10 protein-coding genes and 1 pseudogene are annotated in these 14,233 nt (G+C 69.0%); 10 read left to right on the top strand and 1 reads right to left on the bottom strand.

Annotated elements, in window-relative coordinates; translation table 11 throughout:
* On the top strand, positions 1-2,118 hold the full coding sequence (locus tag MOM01_RS15810; protein WP_241386386.1) for a mycofactocin system FadH/OYE family oxidoreductase 2: 2,118 nt from the start codon (positions 1-3) through the stop codon (positions 2,116-2,118).
* A 32-nt stretch (positions 2,119-2,150) separates the two neighbouring features.
* On the opposite strand, the pseudogene MOM01_RS15805 reads toward MOM01_RS15810, so the two are convergent.
* Positions 2,151-3,053: pseudogene (locus MOM01_RS15805) on the bottom strand (GNAT family N-acetyltransferase); the annotation flags it as partial.
* Between the two features lie 10 nt (positions 3,054-3,063).
* Here MOM01_RS15805 and mftE point away from each other — a divergent pair.
* The 9 genes from mftE (at position 3,064) to MOM01_RS15760 (ending at position 14,180) form a co-directional block, all read left to right on the top strand.
* Positions 3,064-3,747 (top strand): mycofactocin biosynthesis peptidyl-dipeptidase MftE, encoded by a 684-nt coding sequence (mftE, locus tag MOM01_RS15800; protein WP_241386583.1) that lies wholly within the window; start codon positions 3,064-3,066, stop codon positions 3,745-3,747.
* Entirely contained in the window at positions 3,744-5,177 is a 1,434-nt protein-coding gene (mftF, locus tag MOM01_RS15795) for a mycofactocin biosynthesis glycosyltransferase MftF (RefSeq protein ID WP_241386385.1), read from the top strand. The genes mftE and mftF overlap by 4 nt, the downstream gene beginning before the upstream one ends.
* Position 5,178: 1 nt before the next feature.
* Positions 5,179-6,624 carry a mycofactocin dehydrogenase MftG gene (gene mftG, locus MOM01_RS15790; RefSeq protein ID WP_241386384.1) on the top strand — a complete coding sequence of 482 codons (1,446 nt, stop codon included), beginning with the start codon at positions 5,179-5,181 and terminating at the stop codon, positions 6,622-6,624.
* Between the two features lie 56 nt (positions 6,625-6,680).
* The gene (locus tag MOM01_RS15785; protein WP_241386383.1) at positions 6,681-7,979 is read left to right on the top strand and encodes a transcriptional regulator; all 1,299 of its coding nucleotides are present in this window, start codon (positions 6,681-6,683) and stop codon (positions 7,977-7,979) included.
* Positions 7,980-8,045: 66 nt separating this feature from the next.
* A complete protein-coding gene (gene adh, locus MOM01_RS15780) occupies positions 8,046-9,569 on the top strand; it encodes an aldehyde dehydrogenase (RefSeq protein ID WP_241386382.1) in 1,524 nt (507 codons plus the stop codon).
* Between the two features lie 79 nt (positions 9,570-9,648).
* Positions 9,649-10,200: a DUF779 domain-containing protein gene (locus tag MOM01_RS15775; RefSeq protein WP_241386381.1), complete on the top strand. Its 552-nt coding sequence runs from the start codon at positions 9,649-9,651 to the stop codon at positions 10,198-10,200.
* 100 nt (positions 10,201-10,300) lie between these two features.
* Entirely contained in the window at positions 10,301-10,849 is a 549-nt protein-coding gene (locus tag MOM01_RS15770; protein ID WP_241386380.1) for a hypothetical protein, read from the top strand.
* Positions 10,850-10,994: 145 nt separating this feature from the next.
* Positions 10,995-12,437, top strand: coding sequence for an MFS transporter (locus MOM01_RS15765; protein WP_374112314.1), 1,443 nt, complete (start codon positions 10,995-10,997; stop codon positions 12,435-12,437).
* Positions 12,438-12,515: 78 nt separating this feature from the next.
* Positions 12,516-14,180, top strand: coding sequence for an AMP-binding protein (locus MOM01_RS15760; RefSeq protein WP_241386379.1), 1,665 nt, complete (start codon positions 12,516-12,518; stop codon positions 14,178-14,180).
* Positions 14,181-14,233: the final 53 nt, after the last annotated feature.

Here is a 14,233-nt window from a genome sequence, read left to right as displayed (position 1 = left end):
ATGCCGCACGCGTCCACCGGGGCCGACCCGCGAGCACGTCTGCGGATCGGCCCCGTGGAGCTGCGCAACCGCATCGTCTTCCCTGCGCACCTGACCAACTTCTCGGTCGACGGCACCGTCACGGACCGGCACATCACGTACTACGAGGCGCGCGCGCGTGGCGGTGCGGCGCTGATCGTCACCGAGGAACACACCGTGCATCCTTCGGACCGGCCCTACGAGAAGCTGATCCGCGGGTGGGATCCCGGGGTGCTGGGCGGTTACCGGCGGCTCACCGCGGCCGTGCATCGGCACGGAACGCGAATCGTCGCGCAGCTCAACCACAACGGTGCACAGGGCAGTTCCGTGTACACGGAACTGCCGCTGTGGGCGCCGAGTCCCGAGCCGGACCCCCTCTTCCGGGAGGTGCCACGACAGATCGCGCCGGCCGAGATCGCCGACCTCGTCGCCGCGTACGCCGCGGTGGCGCGCCGATGCGTCGACGGGGGATTCGACGGGGTCGAGATCCAGTGCTCGCAGGCCTCGATCCTGCGGGCCTTCCTCGCTGCCGGAACCAACCACCGCACCGACGAATACGGTGGCGATTCCCGGAGTCGGGCCCGGCTGCTCCTCGAGGTGGTGACAGCCGTGCGCGGCGCGGTCGGACGCGATGCTGTCGTCGGGGTGCGGCTGACCGGTCACGACGGAACGGCCGGGGGAGTGTGCACCGAGGACGCCGTGCAGGTCGCCGGCATGCTCGAGGCGAGCGGCGACGTCGATTACCTGAACACCTCCGTCGGAGTCGCGACCGAGACGCTGCATCTCGTCGAGGCGCCGATGTCGACGCCGCATGGTTACTCCCTGTTCGTGCCCGATGCGATCCGCGCGGCGGTATCGCTGCCCGTGATCGGAGTCGGGCGCTTCACCCGCCCGGACCAGGTGAGGGCGGCACTCGCCCGCGGTGTGTGCGACCTCGTGGGCGCAGTACGCGCACAGATCGCCGACCCCCACTTCGCGAGCAAGACCCTCTCCGGCCGCGACGACGAGATCCGACCCTGCATCGGCTGCAACCAGGAGTGCATCGGGCGGGTCGGGCTGGGCCGAGGGATAGGCTGCGCCGTCAACCCCCGGGCAGGTCACGAATCGCATCTGCCGCCTTCCCTTCCGCCGCGCCGCGTCGTCGTCGCCGGTGCCGGACCGGCAGGTCTCCGGGCCGCGGCCACGGCTGCGGCACAGGGACATTCGGTCGTCGTACTCGAGCGGAACCGGCGAACCGGTGGTCAGATCCGCGAGGCGGCCATCGCGCCTCACCGGGGTGAACTGCTCGGCGCGGTGACCCATCTCGACGCCGAATGCCGCCGGAGGGGAGTGGACATCCGCACCGGGATCGACGTCGACGCCGGAACGATCCGTTCGCTCCGGCCCGATGTGGTCGTCGTGGCCACGGGCGCCCGCCCGCGACGACCCGCATGGGCGGGTTCGTCGGCGCGGGTGGCGGACGTGCGCGACGTCCTGACAGGTCGTGCGGTTCCGTCGGGACGCGTACTCGTCGTCGACGATCTCGGATTCCATCAGGGCACCTCGGTCGCCGAACTACTGGCGGATCGGGGTTGCGCCGTGACGGTGTGTACTCCGGGGATGATCGTCGGCCAGGATCTCGGGTTGACGCTCGACGCGGACGGCTGGCTACGGCGCGCCCACGACAAGCGGATCGAGCAGATCACGGACGTCGTCGTCACCGGCATCGTCGACCACACGGACGGAGCCGATGTCACCCTCGTGCATCACCCCACTGGCGATCGGCGGGCGCTCAGGGTGGACACGGTCGTCGTCGCAACACATCAGGAACCCGTGGACGAGCTGTGGCGGGAACTCGCCGGATGCGGAGTGCGAGTGATCCGCGTGGGTGACGCGGTGACGCCCCGCCGCCTGGATGCGGCGATCCTGGACGGGGACCGCGCCGGCACGGAACTGGGGGGCACGGGAGATCAGGGCGCCGAACCGGAGGCGTGGAGATCGCGGCGCATGGCGACCCGCGGCCATTCGTCGAGCCCGCGTTCGCGCTCCGCCGCGCGCACGTCGGCGAGTTCGGGGGAGAGCGACTCGTCCGGCACGATCCGGAAGCCGAGGCGCTCGTAATAGGGAGCGTTCCACGGCACGTCGCGGAAGGTCGTCAGCGTCATCGTCCGGAATCCCGCGTCCCGTGCCCACCCCGCGACATGTTCGAGCAGGAGACGCCCGATGCCGCGACGGGCGTGATCAGGACGGACCGAGGCCTGTTCGATGTGCACCCCGTCGTCGACGAGGTCCGCCACGAGATATCCGATCGGATGCAGGTGGTCGTCCGAATACACCCAGCACCGCCCGGCCCGGCGGTACGAGCGCAAGGTGTCGAGGGAGGGGGGCTCGTCGTCGGCCACGAATCCCATGCCCACTTCGGCGAACGGTCTGCCCGCCGCGCGCTCGATCTCCTGCAGGACGGGCAGATCCTCCTCCGTCGCGAGACGGATCGGTGGCAGGTCCTTGCAGAAGTACAGCGACGTCTCCGATTCCGCCCAGAGCCCGAATCGGTCGGCCATCGGCCGGTATCCGGCGCGGGCGTACATCGCGATCGCCTCCGGCTGTTCGGTACCCGTCTCGAGAACCATGCGGCGCCGGCCGGCATCGGCCGCGGTTCGTTCGAGCGCGTCGAGCACCCGCCGGGCCACTCCCCGTCGCCGCATGTCGGAGCGCACGTACATCCGCTTGATCTCGGCGTCCCCGTCCCGTAGTCCGCGATGCCGGGAGTCCCGGGCTCGCCAGCCGCCGATTCCCACCGGAACGCCCTCACCCGAAGCGAGCAGGAACACGCCGCGTGGAGGCGCGAACTCCTCGGGATGCAATTCCGTGTGATCGGGCCCGCCGTATCTGCGAACGTATTCGAGCTGGACCTCTTCGATGAGGGCCTGCACGTCCGGATCGTCGAGGGGACGAGGTTCGATCAGCACCCGAAAAGCGTACAGATCCGGTCTTCCCGCCCGCTTCGGCCCGTCAGGACCTCCGGGTTTCGTGGACACCCGCGAACCCCTTAGCATCGGACCGGTGATGCGGGAGCTCTCCGACGCCTACTGGACGGACATCGAACCCGGCCGGGTGACGGTGGCCGTCCCCGTCGGCGCATGCGAACAGCACGGCCCGCACCTCCCCCTCGACACCGACACCCGCATCGCAGCTGCCGTCGCCGCCGCACTGCCCGACGTCACGGTGGCGCCGCCCCTGGCGTACGGCGCGAGCGGGGAACACGAGGCGTTCGCCGGCACCGTGTCGATCGGGGCGGAGGTGACGCGAGCGCTGCTCGTCGAGTACGGGCGGTCGGTCTGCAGGTGGGCGCGGCGCGTGCTCTTCGTCAACGGTCACGGAGGAAACGCGCATCCGCTGGCCGAAGCGGTGACGCTGCTGCGGTACGAGGGACGCGACGCCGCCTGGCTCCCGTGTGCGGTGCCCCGAGCGGACGCTCATGCCGGGATCACCGAAACCAGCCTGCTGCTGCACCTCGCGCCCGAGACGGTCGACATGACCAGGGCCGCAGCGGGCGCCACGGAACCGATCGGCAGTCTGATGCCCCGCCTGCGTGAAGCCGGTATCGTTTCGGTGTCCGCGAACGGGATCCTGGGAGATCCCACCGGGGCCACTGCAGACCACGGTGCGCGCCTGTTCGCGAATCTGGTCGAACGGGCGAGCGCACAGGTCGCCCGGTGGCAGCCGGGAACGGAAGGAAGGCTTCGGTGAGTCGGGCGACTTCTCCACAGGCGACTTCCCCTCGGGTGGAGCAGCCTCGACCAGCCAGGCTTCCCGACGGTTTCGGAGTCCGCATCGATGCGCGCGTGCGCAGCTTCGCCGGCGGCCGGATCCTCGTCGGCGGATCCCCCACACGCATGCTGAAACTCGCACCCGCCGCCGCGGCGATGATCGACGAGGACTTCCTCGAAGTGGTCGACGCGCAGAGCGCAGCGGTGGCCCGGCGTCTGCTCGATTCGGGCATCGGACACCCGCGGCCGACGAAACTGCCGCCCAGTTCGGACGTCACCATCGTGGTCCCGGTGAAGGACAACTCCTCCGGGCTGACCCGGCTCCTGGCCGCCGTCGAGGGACACGAGGTCGTCATCGTCGACGACGGCTCCACCGTCCCGATCGAACCCCCCGGGACGGGTCGAGTCCGGGTCGTCCGGCACGAGGTCTCCCGCGGCCCGGCTGCGGCCCGGAACACCGGCATGTGCCAGGCCGCAACCGAATTCGTCGCCTTCCTCGACTCCGACGTGGTGCCGCAACTCGGCTGGCTCGAACGTGCACTGGGGCATTTCACCGACCCTGCGGTCGCGCTCGTCGCCCCTCGCATCGTCGCGCTCGAACCCGACAGCAGCGCGCTCGCCCGATACGAGCACGCGCGGTCGTCCCTCGATCTCGGAGGCCGCGAGTCGGCGGTGGTCGCAGGTGGTCCGGTCTCCTACGTGCCGAGCGCCGCACTGCTCGTGCGGCGCGAGGCGCTCGTCGCGTGCGGTGGTTTCGACGAGTCGATGCACGTCGCCGAGGACGTCGATCTGTGCCGCCGACTGCAGGCCTCCGGTGGACGGTTGCGCTACGAGCCGATCTCGCGAGTCGCGCACGATCACCGCACCCGTTTCCGTAGCTGGCTGACCCGCAAGGCGTTCTACGGAACCGGTGCGGCTCCGCTCGCGGATCGGCATCCGGGTTCCGTACCGCCGATGGCGATGTCGATCTGGACTCTGCTCGCATGCATCGCGATCGCGAGTGGCACGCGCATCGGGCCGGTGGCGGCGGTGGCGACGCAGGCCGTCACCTTCGCCCGGTTGCGGCGCACCTTCGCCGACATCGACGAGCGCACCCGCCTCGCGGCGGTCCTCACCGCACAGGGCTTCGCGGGTGGTCTGTGGCAGCTGGCGTCGGCGGCGTGCCGGCACTACTGGCCGGTCACGGCCCTGGCGGCGCTGTTCTCCCGGAGGCTTCGCCGGGTACTGCTGACTTTCGCTGTCGCCGAAGGGATCTGGGACTGGAGAATGCACCGGGAGAGTGGCGGGCTCGACCCGGTCCGGTACCTGCTCTACAAGAGGCTCGACGACCTCGCATACGGAGCGGGGCTGTGGAAGGGTGCGATCGATGCCCGGAACGCGGCGGCGCTCGTACCCGACATCCGGAACTGACATGCTCCCGGAGCACGCCGATGTCGTGATCGTCGGCGGCGGGAGTTGCGGGTGCGTTCTCGCCGCGAGGCTCAGCGACGACCCGGCGCGCACCGTGCTGTTGCTCGAGGAAGGAGCGGCGTTCGGTTCGCCGTCTGCCGTCCCGCGGGAGATCCGCGACGTTGCGACACTTCCCGTCGGACCGGAAAGCCCGTGGGTGACGCACTATCCGGGGCGGCTCACCGCCGCCGTCGACGCGACCGTCACGCGAGGCCGGGTGCTCGGCGGATCCGGGGCGGTCAACGGTGCCTACTTCGTGCGTGCGAGACCGGAGGACTTCCGGCACTGGCCGGCCGCGTGGTCCTACGCGGAAGTCCTTCCGTCCTTCCGCGAGATCGAGAACGACATCGACTTCACCGGCGAACTGCACGGTGAGTCCGGCCCGATACCGGTCGGGCGGGTCGCCCGTGAACGGATGCATCCCGTCTCCCGGGCATTCACCGACGCGGCCGACACCGCGGGATTCGTTCCCGTCGCCGACCTCAACGCGCCCGGGCCGGAGGGGGTCGGTCCCGTCCCGCTGAACGTGCGTGGGGGAGTCAGAACGAGCCCGTTGCTCGCTCACCTGCTACCCGTCCTGCACAGGCCCAACCTCACGGTCGGCGGTGGTACTCGCGTGGACCGTATCGTCGTGTCGAACGGTCGAGCCGTCGGGGTCGAGATCACCGGGGCCGACGGACCGCGGCGGATCTCGTCCGGTCGGGTGATCGTCTCGGCCGGTGCCGTGCAGTCCCCCCGGTTGCTGATGCTCTCCGGGATCGGGCCGGTCGGCGAACTCCGCCGACTCGGCATCGAACCCGTGCTCGATCTCCCGGGAGTCGGTCACGGATACTCCGACCACCCGGAGGCGCTGATCCCGTATCGATTCCGCCCGGAGGTGCCCGCACACTCGGTGCTGCTGGAGGTCGCGCTGCACACGGAGAATCTCGAACTGCGCCCGTACACAACCGCATTCGGATCCGTGATCCCCGGCAGCGGCGTCGCCGACCCGGTCCTCGGTGTCGTCCTGACGCGACCGCGCAGCCGCGGGCGGATCGTGTTCGACGAGAGGGATCCGGCAGCCGCACCCCTGCTCGACTACCGCTATCTGACGGACCCGGCCGACCGGGAAGCGCTCGACGAGGGCGTCCGCCTCGCGGCCGATCTGCTCGCCGGGATGGACGATGTCGTCGAAGCCGGCAGCGTGGAGGTCGGCCGCAGCCGGCTCGGGACGTCCTTGCACCTGTCCGGAACATGCCGGATGGGTGACGACGACCGAGCTGTCGTCGACGAGTGGTGCGGTGTGCGGGGGATCGAGGGACTGAACATCGTGGACACCTCGGTCTTCCCCCGGGTGCCGAGCCGAGGCCCGCATGCCACCGCCGTCATGCTCGCGCACCGGGTCGCGCTGCTCGGGGACGCGCTGTAGGTCTTGCCGCCGGATATGTGATCCGGACTACAGTGTCGATGAGGAGGCGCCCGTACATGACGGATCGTGGAATCGCGACGACGAACCCGGGGGTGGCACTGCGCCCGGAGGTGGACGTGGCCGCCCACGCGCGTGCCGTCCTGCAGGCACACGGCACGTTCGTCTCGGCACGCGGCAGCGGCCGGCTCGAGGGAGTGCGTCCGGTCGTCCACGATTCGTGGAGCCGCAGTCTGGAAGGCGGTGTCGATCCCGACGTCGTCGAGCAACCCGCGCTGCTCGCCGGACGCGAGCTCGAGGACTACCGGGCCGGGCATCCCATGTCGCTCGTCCGCCCGGTGGTGCGCAAACTGCTGGTCGAGGACGCGGCGGACAGCGGGCTGCTCGTCGCGATCACCGACGGGCAGGGGCGGCTGCTGTGGGTCGAAGGCGATCACGCCGCCCGCGATCGTGCCCTGTCGATGAGCTTCGTCGAGGGAGCGGACTGGAGTGAGGACCGGGTAGGCACCAACGCTCCGGGAACCGCTCTCGCGGTGGGCCATTCGATGCAGATCTTCGGTGCCGAACATTTCAACCGGAGGGTGCACGAATGGAGTTGCTCGGCCGCGCCGGTGCACGACCCCACCAGCGGCCGGATTCTCGGTGCCATCGACATCACGGGAGGGCACCGGGTCGCTGCTCCCGAGGTACTCCAGCTCGTACGCGCGACAGTCGCGGCGGCGGAATCCGAACTGCGACTCCACGCCCTGAACGGGCGTCCGCTGGCTCCCGCGCGGCCGATCCGGCTCGAGACGATCGGGTCCGGGCGCCCGGCCCTCCGCCGGGCAGGCGAACGTCTCGGCATGTCCCGGCGGCACGCCGAGATCCTGCTGATCCTCGCCGATCGTCCGGAAGGACTGAGCTCGGATCGGCTCGCTGTCCTGCTCGACGAAGCCGAGCTCGACTCCGTGACCGTCCGAGCCGAGATGTCGCGGCTGCGCAAGGTGCTCGGTTCGGAGCACCTCGCCTCGCGCCCCTACCGGTTGCTCACCGAGCTCGAGACGGACGTGGCGGACGTGCGGCGCGCTCTCGACCGCGGCGACGTGGCCTCGGCGGTTCGTCTCTACACCGGCGAGGTCCTGCCGGGTTCGGTGGCACCGGGCATCGAGGAGATCCGCGACGAACTCCGCTCGGGTGTACGGGCCGCGCTGGTGCGCAGCGGCGACGAACACCTGCTCGCACGGTGGACGTCGTCCGTCCACGGCCGCGAGGACCTCACGGCGTGGTCGGCCTATCGCGCTTCGCTCGATCCCCGCTCGCCCCGCTTCGCGCAGGTCGAAGCGACGCTGGCCCGACTGGACAGGCAACTCGCAACGTAGTTGCAACCCTCGCCTCCGTAGTGTCCGGGATCACATACCGATCGCTCGACGCTGCAGGAGATGCCCATGACCGTGTACGCCCGACCCGGCTCCCCCGATGCCCTCATGTCGTTCCGTCCGCGCTACGACAACTGGATCGGTGGCGGATGGGTGCCGCCGGTGAAAGGGGAGTACTTCGAGAACGTCACCCCCGTCACCGGGCAGGTCTTCACCGAGATCGCCCGCGGCACCGAGGGGGACATCGAACTCGCCCTCGATGCCGCACATGCGGCAGCCCCCGCGTGGGGCAGGACGTCGCCGGCCGAGCGAGCGGTGATCCTCAACAAGATCGCCGACCGTATCGAGGAGAACCTCGAGCAGATCGCACTCGCCGAGTCGTGGGACAACGGCAAGCCGATCCGCGAGACACTCCACGCCGACATCCCCCTCGCCATCGACCATTTCCGTTACTTCGCGGGAGCCATTCGGGCGCAGGAAGGCTCGATCTCGGAGATCGACTCCGACACCGTCGCCTACCATTTCCACGAGCCACTCGGCGTCGTCGGCCAGATCATCCCCTGGAACTTCCCGATCCTGATGGCCGTGTGGAAACTCGCCCCCGCGCTGGCCGCCGGCAACGCGGTCGTCCTCAAGCCCGCCGAGCAGACCCCGGCGTCGATCCTGCACCTGATCTCGATCATCGGCGACCTGCTCCCGCCCGGCGTGGTCAACATCGTCAACGGCTTCGGCGTCGAGGCCGGCAAGCCGCTCGCCTCGAGCCCGCGCATCCGCAAGATCGCCTTCACGGGTGAGACCACGACGGGGCGTCTGATCATGCAGTACGCCTCGCAGAATCTGATCCCCGTGACCCTCGAACTCGGCGGCAAGAGCCCGAACATCTTCTTCTCCGACGTGCTGTCGGCGAACGACGACTACCAGGACAAGGCGCTCGAAGGTTTCACGATGTTCGCTCTCAACCAGGGCGAGGTGTGCACCTGCCCGTCGCGGGCGCTGATCCAGCAGGACATCTTCGACGACTTCCTCTCGCTCGCCGCCGTGCGCACCAAGGCCGTTCGCCAGGGCGATCCGCTCGACACCGAGACGATGATCGGCGCGCAGGCCTCGAACGATCAACTCGAGAAGATCCTGTCCTACATCGAGATCGGCAAGAGCGAAGGCGCCAAGGTCGTCACCGGTGGTGAGCGCGCCGATCTCGGCGGCGACCTGTCGGGCGGCTACTACGTGCAGCCGACGATCTTCCACGGCGACAACCGGATGCGCATCTTCCAGGAGGAGATCTTCGGCCCGGTCGTGTCCGTCACCTCGTTCCGCGACTTCGACGACGCGATCTCGATCGCCAACGACACCCTCTACGGCCTCGGAGCGGGTGTGTGGTCGCGCGACGGGGGAGTGGCCTACCGTGCGGGTCGCGCCATCCAGGCAGGACGGGTGTGGACGAACACCTACCACCAGTACCCCGCGCACGCGGCCTTCGGCGGGTACAAGCAGTCGGGCATCGGCCGCGAGAACCACCACATGATGCTCGATCACTACCAGCAGACGAAGAACCTGTTGGTGTCCTACGCCCCCAAGGCGCAAGGCTTCTTCTGATCCTCGGTCCGGCGCCTGTCATGTCCCCGCGGCGTGGCAGGCGCCGCTGTCGTGTTCCTGCCACCGAAAGGTCACCCCGATGACCGTCCCACCGCGCCTCGTGGCGACCGTCGCCGCCGTCGCATTGCTGCGCCGTCTCGTGCAGCGCAACGGACCGCTCATGATGCACCAGTCCGGCGGATGCTGCGACGGCTCCGCACCGATGTGTTATCCCGACGGGGATTTCGTCGTCGGTGACCGCGATGTCCTGCTCGGAGTTCTCGATCTGCGACTCGAGGCCCACCAGGTGCGCTCCGACGCACCGTCCGGTGGGGACGCTGTGCCGGTGTGGATCTCGGGAGCGCAGTTCGAGACCTGGCGACACACCTGCCTCGTCCTCGATGTCGTGCCCGGGCGCGGTTCGGGTTTCAGCGTCGAGAGCCCGGAGGGAGTGCGCTTCCTCAGCAGGGGCCGCGCGTTCACAGCCGACGAGCCGGCCCGGCTCGACACGACCCGTCCGCTGGTGGGCAGGGAGTGGGAGAGCGGCGCACGCCCGGATGCGTCCGATGTGCCGACGATCGTCACCGAGGCGGCCGAGGCGTGTCCGGTTCCCCGCGCCGCCGGAGTATCCGATTCCGGTGAGGGAGGGTAGCGAACCCGCGCGATCGCCTCGTGCGTCAGAATCGGGGCCGGAATCCGTCTGGATTCCGTACCCGACACAGGCGCCCGGCGGGCGCGACGAGGAGTGGGCGATGGCCTTCGCGGGCAATGTCGACGAGCTGGCGCTGTTGCAGACCGTACGGCTGAAGAAGCAGGTCACGGCCGAGGTGATCGCCGCGCATCTCGGGGTGTCGGTCGCGGCCGGCCAGGCGGCAGCCGCCGCACTGCTCGAGCAGGGGAAGGCCGCGGAGAACGACGGCGGTATCAGCCTGACCGACAAGGGCACCGCCGAGCTGAGCGACCAGCTCGATGCCGAGCGCGTCTCCATCGACGAGGATTCCATCTCCGAGCTCTACGACCGGTTCCTTCCCCTCGACGAGGAGCTGACCACGCTGCTCGAGGACGCGGACGCCGAAGGATTCATCGACGGCCTCCTCGACCTCGATCGGCGGGCGCAGAGCCTGTTCGACGACGTGTCGGCCTTCGTGCCGCGCCTGTCGCGCTATCAGGATCTGTTCGCCGAGGCGCTCCAGAAGATCAAGGGCGGTGCGCTCGCCTGGGCCACCGCGGCCAACATCGACTCCTACGCGTCGGTGTGGGCGGAGATGCGGCAGGAGATCGCGGGCGCGGCCGGACGCTGAGTTCCCGCCCCGTTCGGCACACTGTGTGACCCCCGTCACCGCCTCCCCCTTTCGGGGGTGGTGAGGGGGTGAGCCGGATCACTACCTTTCGTTCATCCGCGGAGGCGATCACGCCCGCGGTTCGAACGGACAACGGAGGACTCACGTGACCAGTGTGTCGACCCCGGGGGCAGCCGAACCCCCCGTCGCCGGACCGGTGGGACGTTCCCGTCCCGGCGACACCGTGCCCCACCCGGCGGGGCCTTCGAAGAAGGGCCCCGGCATCCGGCGTGTCGCCGTCGCCAGTTGCATCGGCACGACGATCGAGTTCTACGACTTCTTCATCTACGGCACCGCAGCGGCACTCGTGTTTCCGACGGTGTTCTTCCCGGCCCTCGGATCCACCGCGGGAACCGTCGCCTCCTTCGCGACCTTCGCCGTCGCGTTCATCGCCCGCCCCGTCGGGGCGATGCTGTTCGGGCACTTCGGTGATCGCATCGGCCGCAAGAAGACGCTCATCTCGACCCTGCTGCTCATGGGCATCTCCACCTTGCTCATCGGCCTGCTTCCCGGCGCCGACACGATCGGTATCGCAGCCCCGATCATCCTGGTGCTCCTGCGATTCGGGCAGGGATTCGCGGTGGGAGGCGAGTGGGCCGGTGCCACGCTGCTCACAGCCGAGTACGCGCCGCCGGGACAGCGCGGTCTGTACGCGATGTTCCCCCAGCTCGGTCCCGCCATCGCCTTCGCTCTGTCGAGCGGAACCTTCCTGTTCACCGGTCTTGCCCTCGGCGACACCAACGAGGCGTTCCTCACCTACGGCTGGCGGATCCCGTTCCTGCTGAGCATCGTTCTCGTCGGCATCGGTCTCTACATGCGCCTCGCCATCGAAGAGACCCCGGTCTTCCGTGCAGATCAGGAGGCCCGCCTCCGTGCAGATCAGGAGGCTCGCCTCCGTGCAGATCAGGAGGCTCTCCGCAACGCACCGGTCGCCGAAGCCCCGCGCCGGCTGCCCTTCCTCGACGCGCTGCGCCACCAGGCCAAGGAGATCCTCCTCGCGGGCGGTGCGCTGGCGATCATGTTCGCCTTCTTCTACATGGGTACGGCCTACCTGACCAGCTACGCGACCACCACGCTCGGGTTCGGCAGGCCCTTCGTCCTGACGGTGGGTATCGCCTCGTCGCTCGTCTTCGGTCTCGCCATCGTGCTGTCGGCCCTGTATTCCGACCGCGTCGGCCGCAGGAAGGTCATCATGGTCTCGTGCGCGTTCTCCGTGCTCTGGGCGCTGGTGTTGTTCCCGATCCTCGACACCGGCTCACCCATCGCGTTCGTGCTCGGAATGATGATCACGCTGGCCATCTTCGGAATCGCGTACGGGCCGTGCGGCGCATTGCTCCCCGAGATGTTCGCGACCCGCTACCGCTACACGGGTGCCGGCCTCGGCTACAACTTCGCCGGAGTCCTCGGCGGAGCCATCCCGCCGATGATCGCAGCGCCGCTCGCCGCCTCCTACGGGAGCATGGCGATCGGAATCATGCTGGCCGGGATCGGCCTCGTGAGCCTGATCTGCACCGCGGCGCTCGTCGAAACCCGCGGCCGGGAACTCTGATCCACCTTCGGGCGGCGGTCACCCGGCAACGGCCGGGTGGCCGCCCGCCGACGTATCCGACTCGAAAAGGAGAATGCGATGTCCGGCCTCGACGTCGACCGTCTGCCGAGCTACACCCAGGGTGCCTGGGAAGTCCCGCTGCTCGGCGACACCATCGGCGACAACCTCGACCGCACCGCTGCCCGTTTCGGCGAGCGTGAGGCGCTCGTCGATTCCGCCGCCGGGAAGCGCTGGAAATACAGCGAATTCGTCGCCGATGTCGACACCCTGGCGATGGGCATGGTGCGGTCGGGAATCGTGAAGGGCGACCGCGTCGGCATCTGGGCACCCAACTGCTGGCAGTGGGTCCTGGTGCAGTACGCGACGGCGAAGATCGGAGCGATCCTCGTCAACATCAACCCCGCCTACCGGTCGCACGAACTGCAGTACGTCCTCGAGCAGGCCGGAGTGCGGATGCTGGTCTCCGCCGCGACCTTCAAGACCTCCGACTACGCCGGGATGATCGAGACGGTGCGGCCGAACTGCCCCGACCTCGAGGACGTCGTACTGCTCGGATCGCCCCGCTGGGACGAGTTGGTAGCGACCGGACGCGCCGCACTCGCGGACGACCGGGCGCCGCTCGACGCGGCCCAGGCATCGCTGTCGCCCGACGACCCCATCAACATCCAGTACACCTCGGGGACCACCGGTTTCCCCAAGGGCGCCACCCTCAGTCACCACAACGTTCTCAACAACGGGTTCTTCGTCGGCGAACTGTGCCACTACACCGAGCAGGACCGGGTCTGCATCCCCGTTCCGCTGTATCACTGCTTCGGAATGACGATGGGCAACCTCGCCTGCACCAGTCACGGCGCGACCATCGTGCTGCCGGCTCCGGCGTTCGATCCCGCCGCCACGCTCACCGCGGCGGCGGAGGAGAAGTGCACGTCGCTGTACGGCGTCCCCACCATGTTCATCGCCGAGCTGGCCGACCCCGGTTTCGGCGACTACGACCTGTCGACGCTGCGCACCGGGATCATGGCGGGCTCGCCGTGCCCGGTGGAGGTCATGAAGCAGGTCATCGACCGGATGGGGATGAGCGAGGTCTCGATCTGTTACGGCATGACCGAGACCTCCCCGGTGTCGACCCAGACTCGCAGCGACGACAGCGTCGAACGGCGTGTGAGCACCGTCGGGCGCGTCGGCCCGCACCTCGAGGTCAAGATCGTCGATCCGGACACCGGGCTGACGGTTCCGCGAGGTGAACCCGGTGAGCTGTGCACCCGGGGGTACTCCGTCATGCTCGGCTACTGGAACCAGCCCGACAAGACGGCCGAGGCGATCGACGCGGCGCGGTGGATGCACACCGGCGACATCGGCGTCATGGACGAAGACGGGTACATCTCGGTGACCGGGCGGATCAAGGACATGGTCATCCGGGGTGGGGAGAACATCTATCCCCGCGAGATCGAGGAGTTCCTCTATACCCACCCGGATGTGCTCGACGCCCAGGTCGTGGGAGTGCCCGACGCCAAATACGGCGAGGAACTCATGGCCTGGATCCGCATGCGCGAGGGAACCGACCCTCTCGACGCGGAATCCCTGCGGGAATACTGCACCGGCAAACTCGCCCACTACAAGATCCCGCGCTACGTGCACGTGGTCGACGAGTTCCCGATGACGGTCACCGGCAAGGTCCGCAAGGTGGAGATGCGCGAGCGGGCCCGCGAACTGCTCGAGGCGGTGCGGGCGGGCGAGGGGTGAGCGCGGACGAGCGACGACAGGTACGCGCTACTGCAACCGATGGTGCCTGACGG

This window comes from Rhodococcus sp. CH91 (assembly GCF_022554085.1).
Taxonomy (GTDB): Bacteria; Actinomycetota; Actinomycetes; order Mycobacteriales; family Mycobacteriaceae; genus Rhodococcus.
The sequence above is the reverse complement of the archived record's forward strand: the minus strand, read 5'-3'. Positions and strand labels throughout refer to the sequence as shown.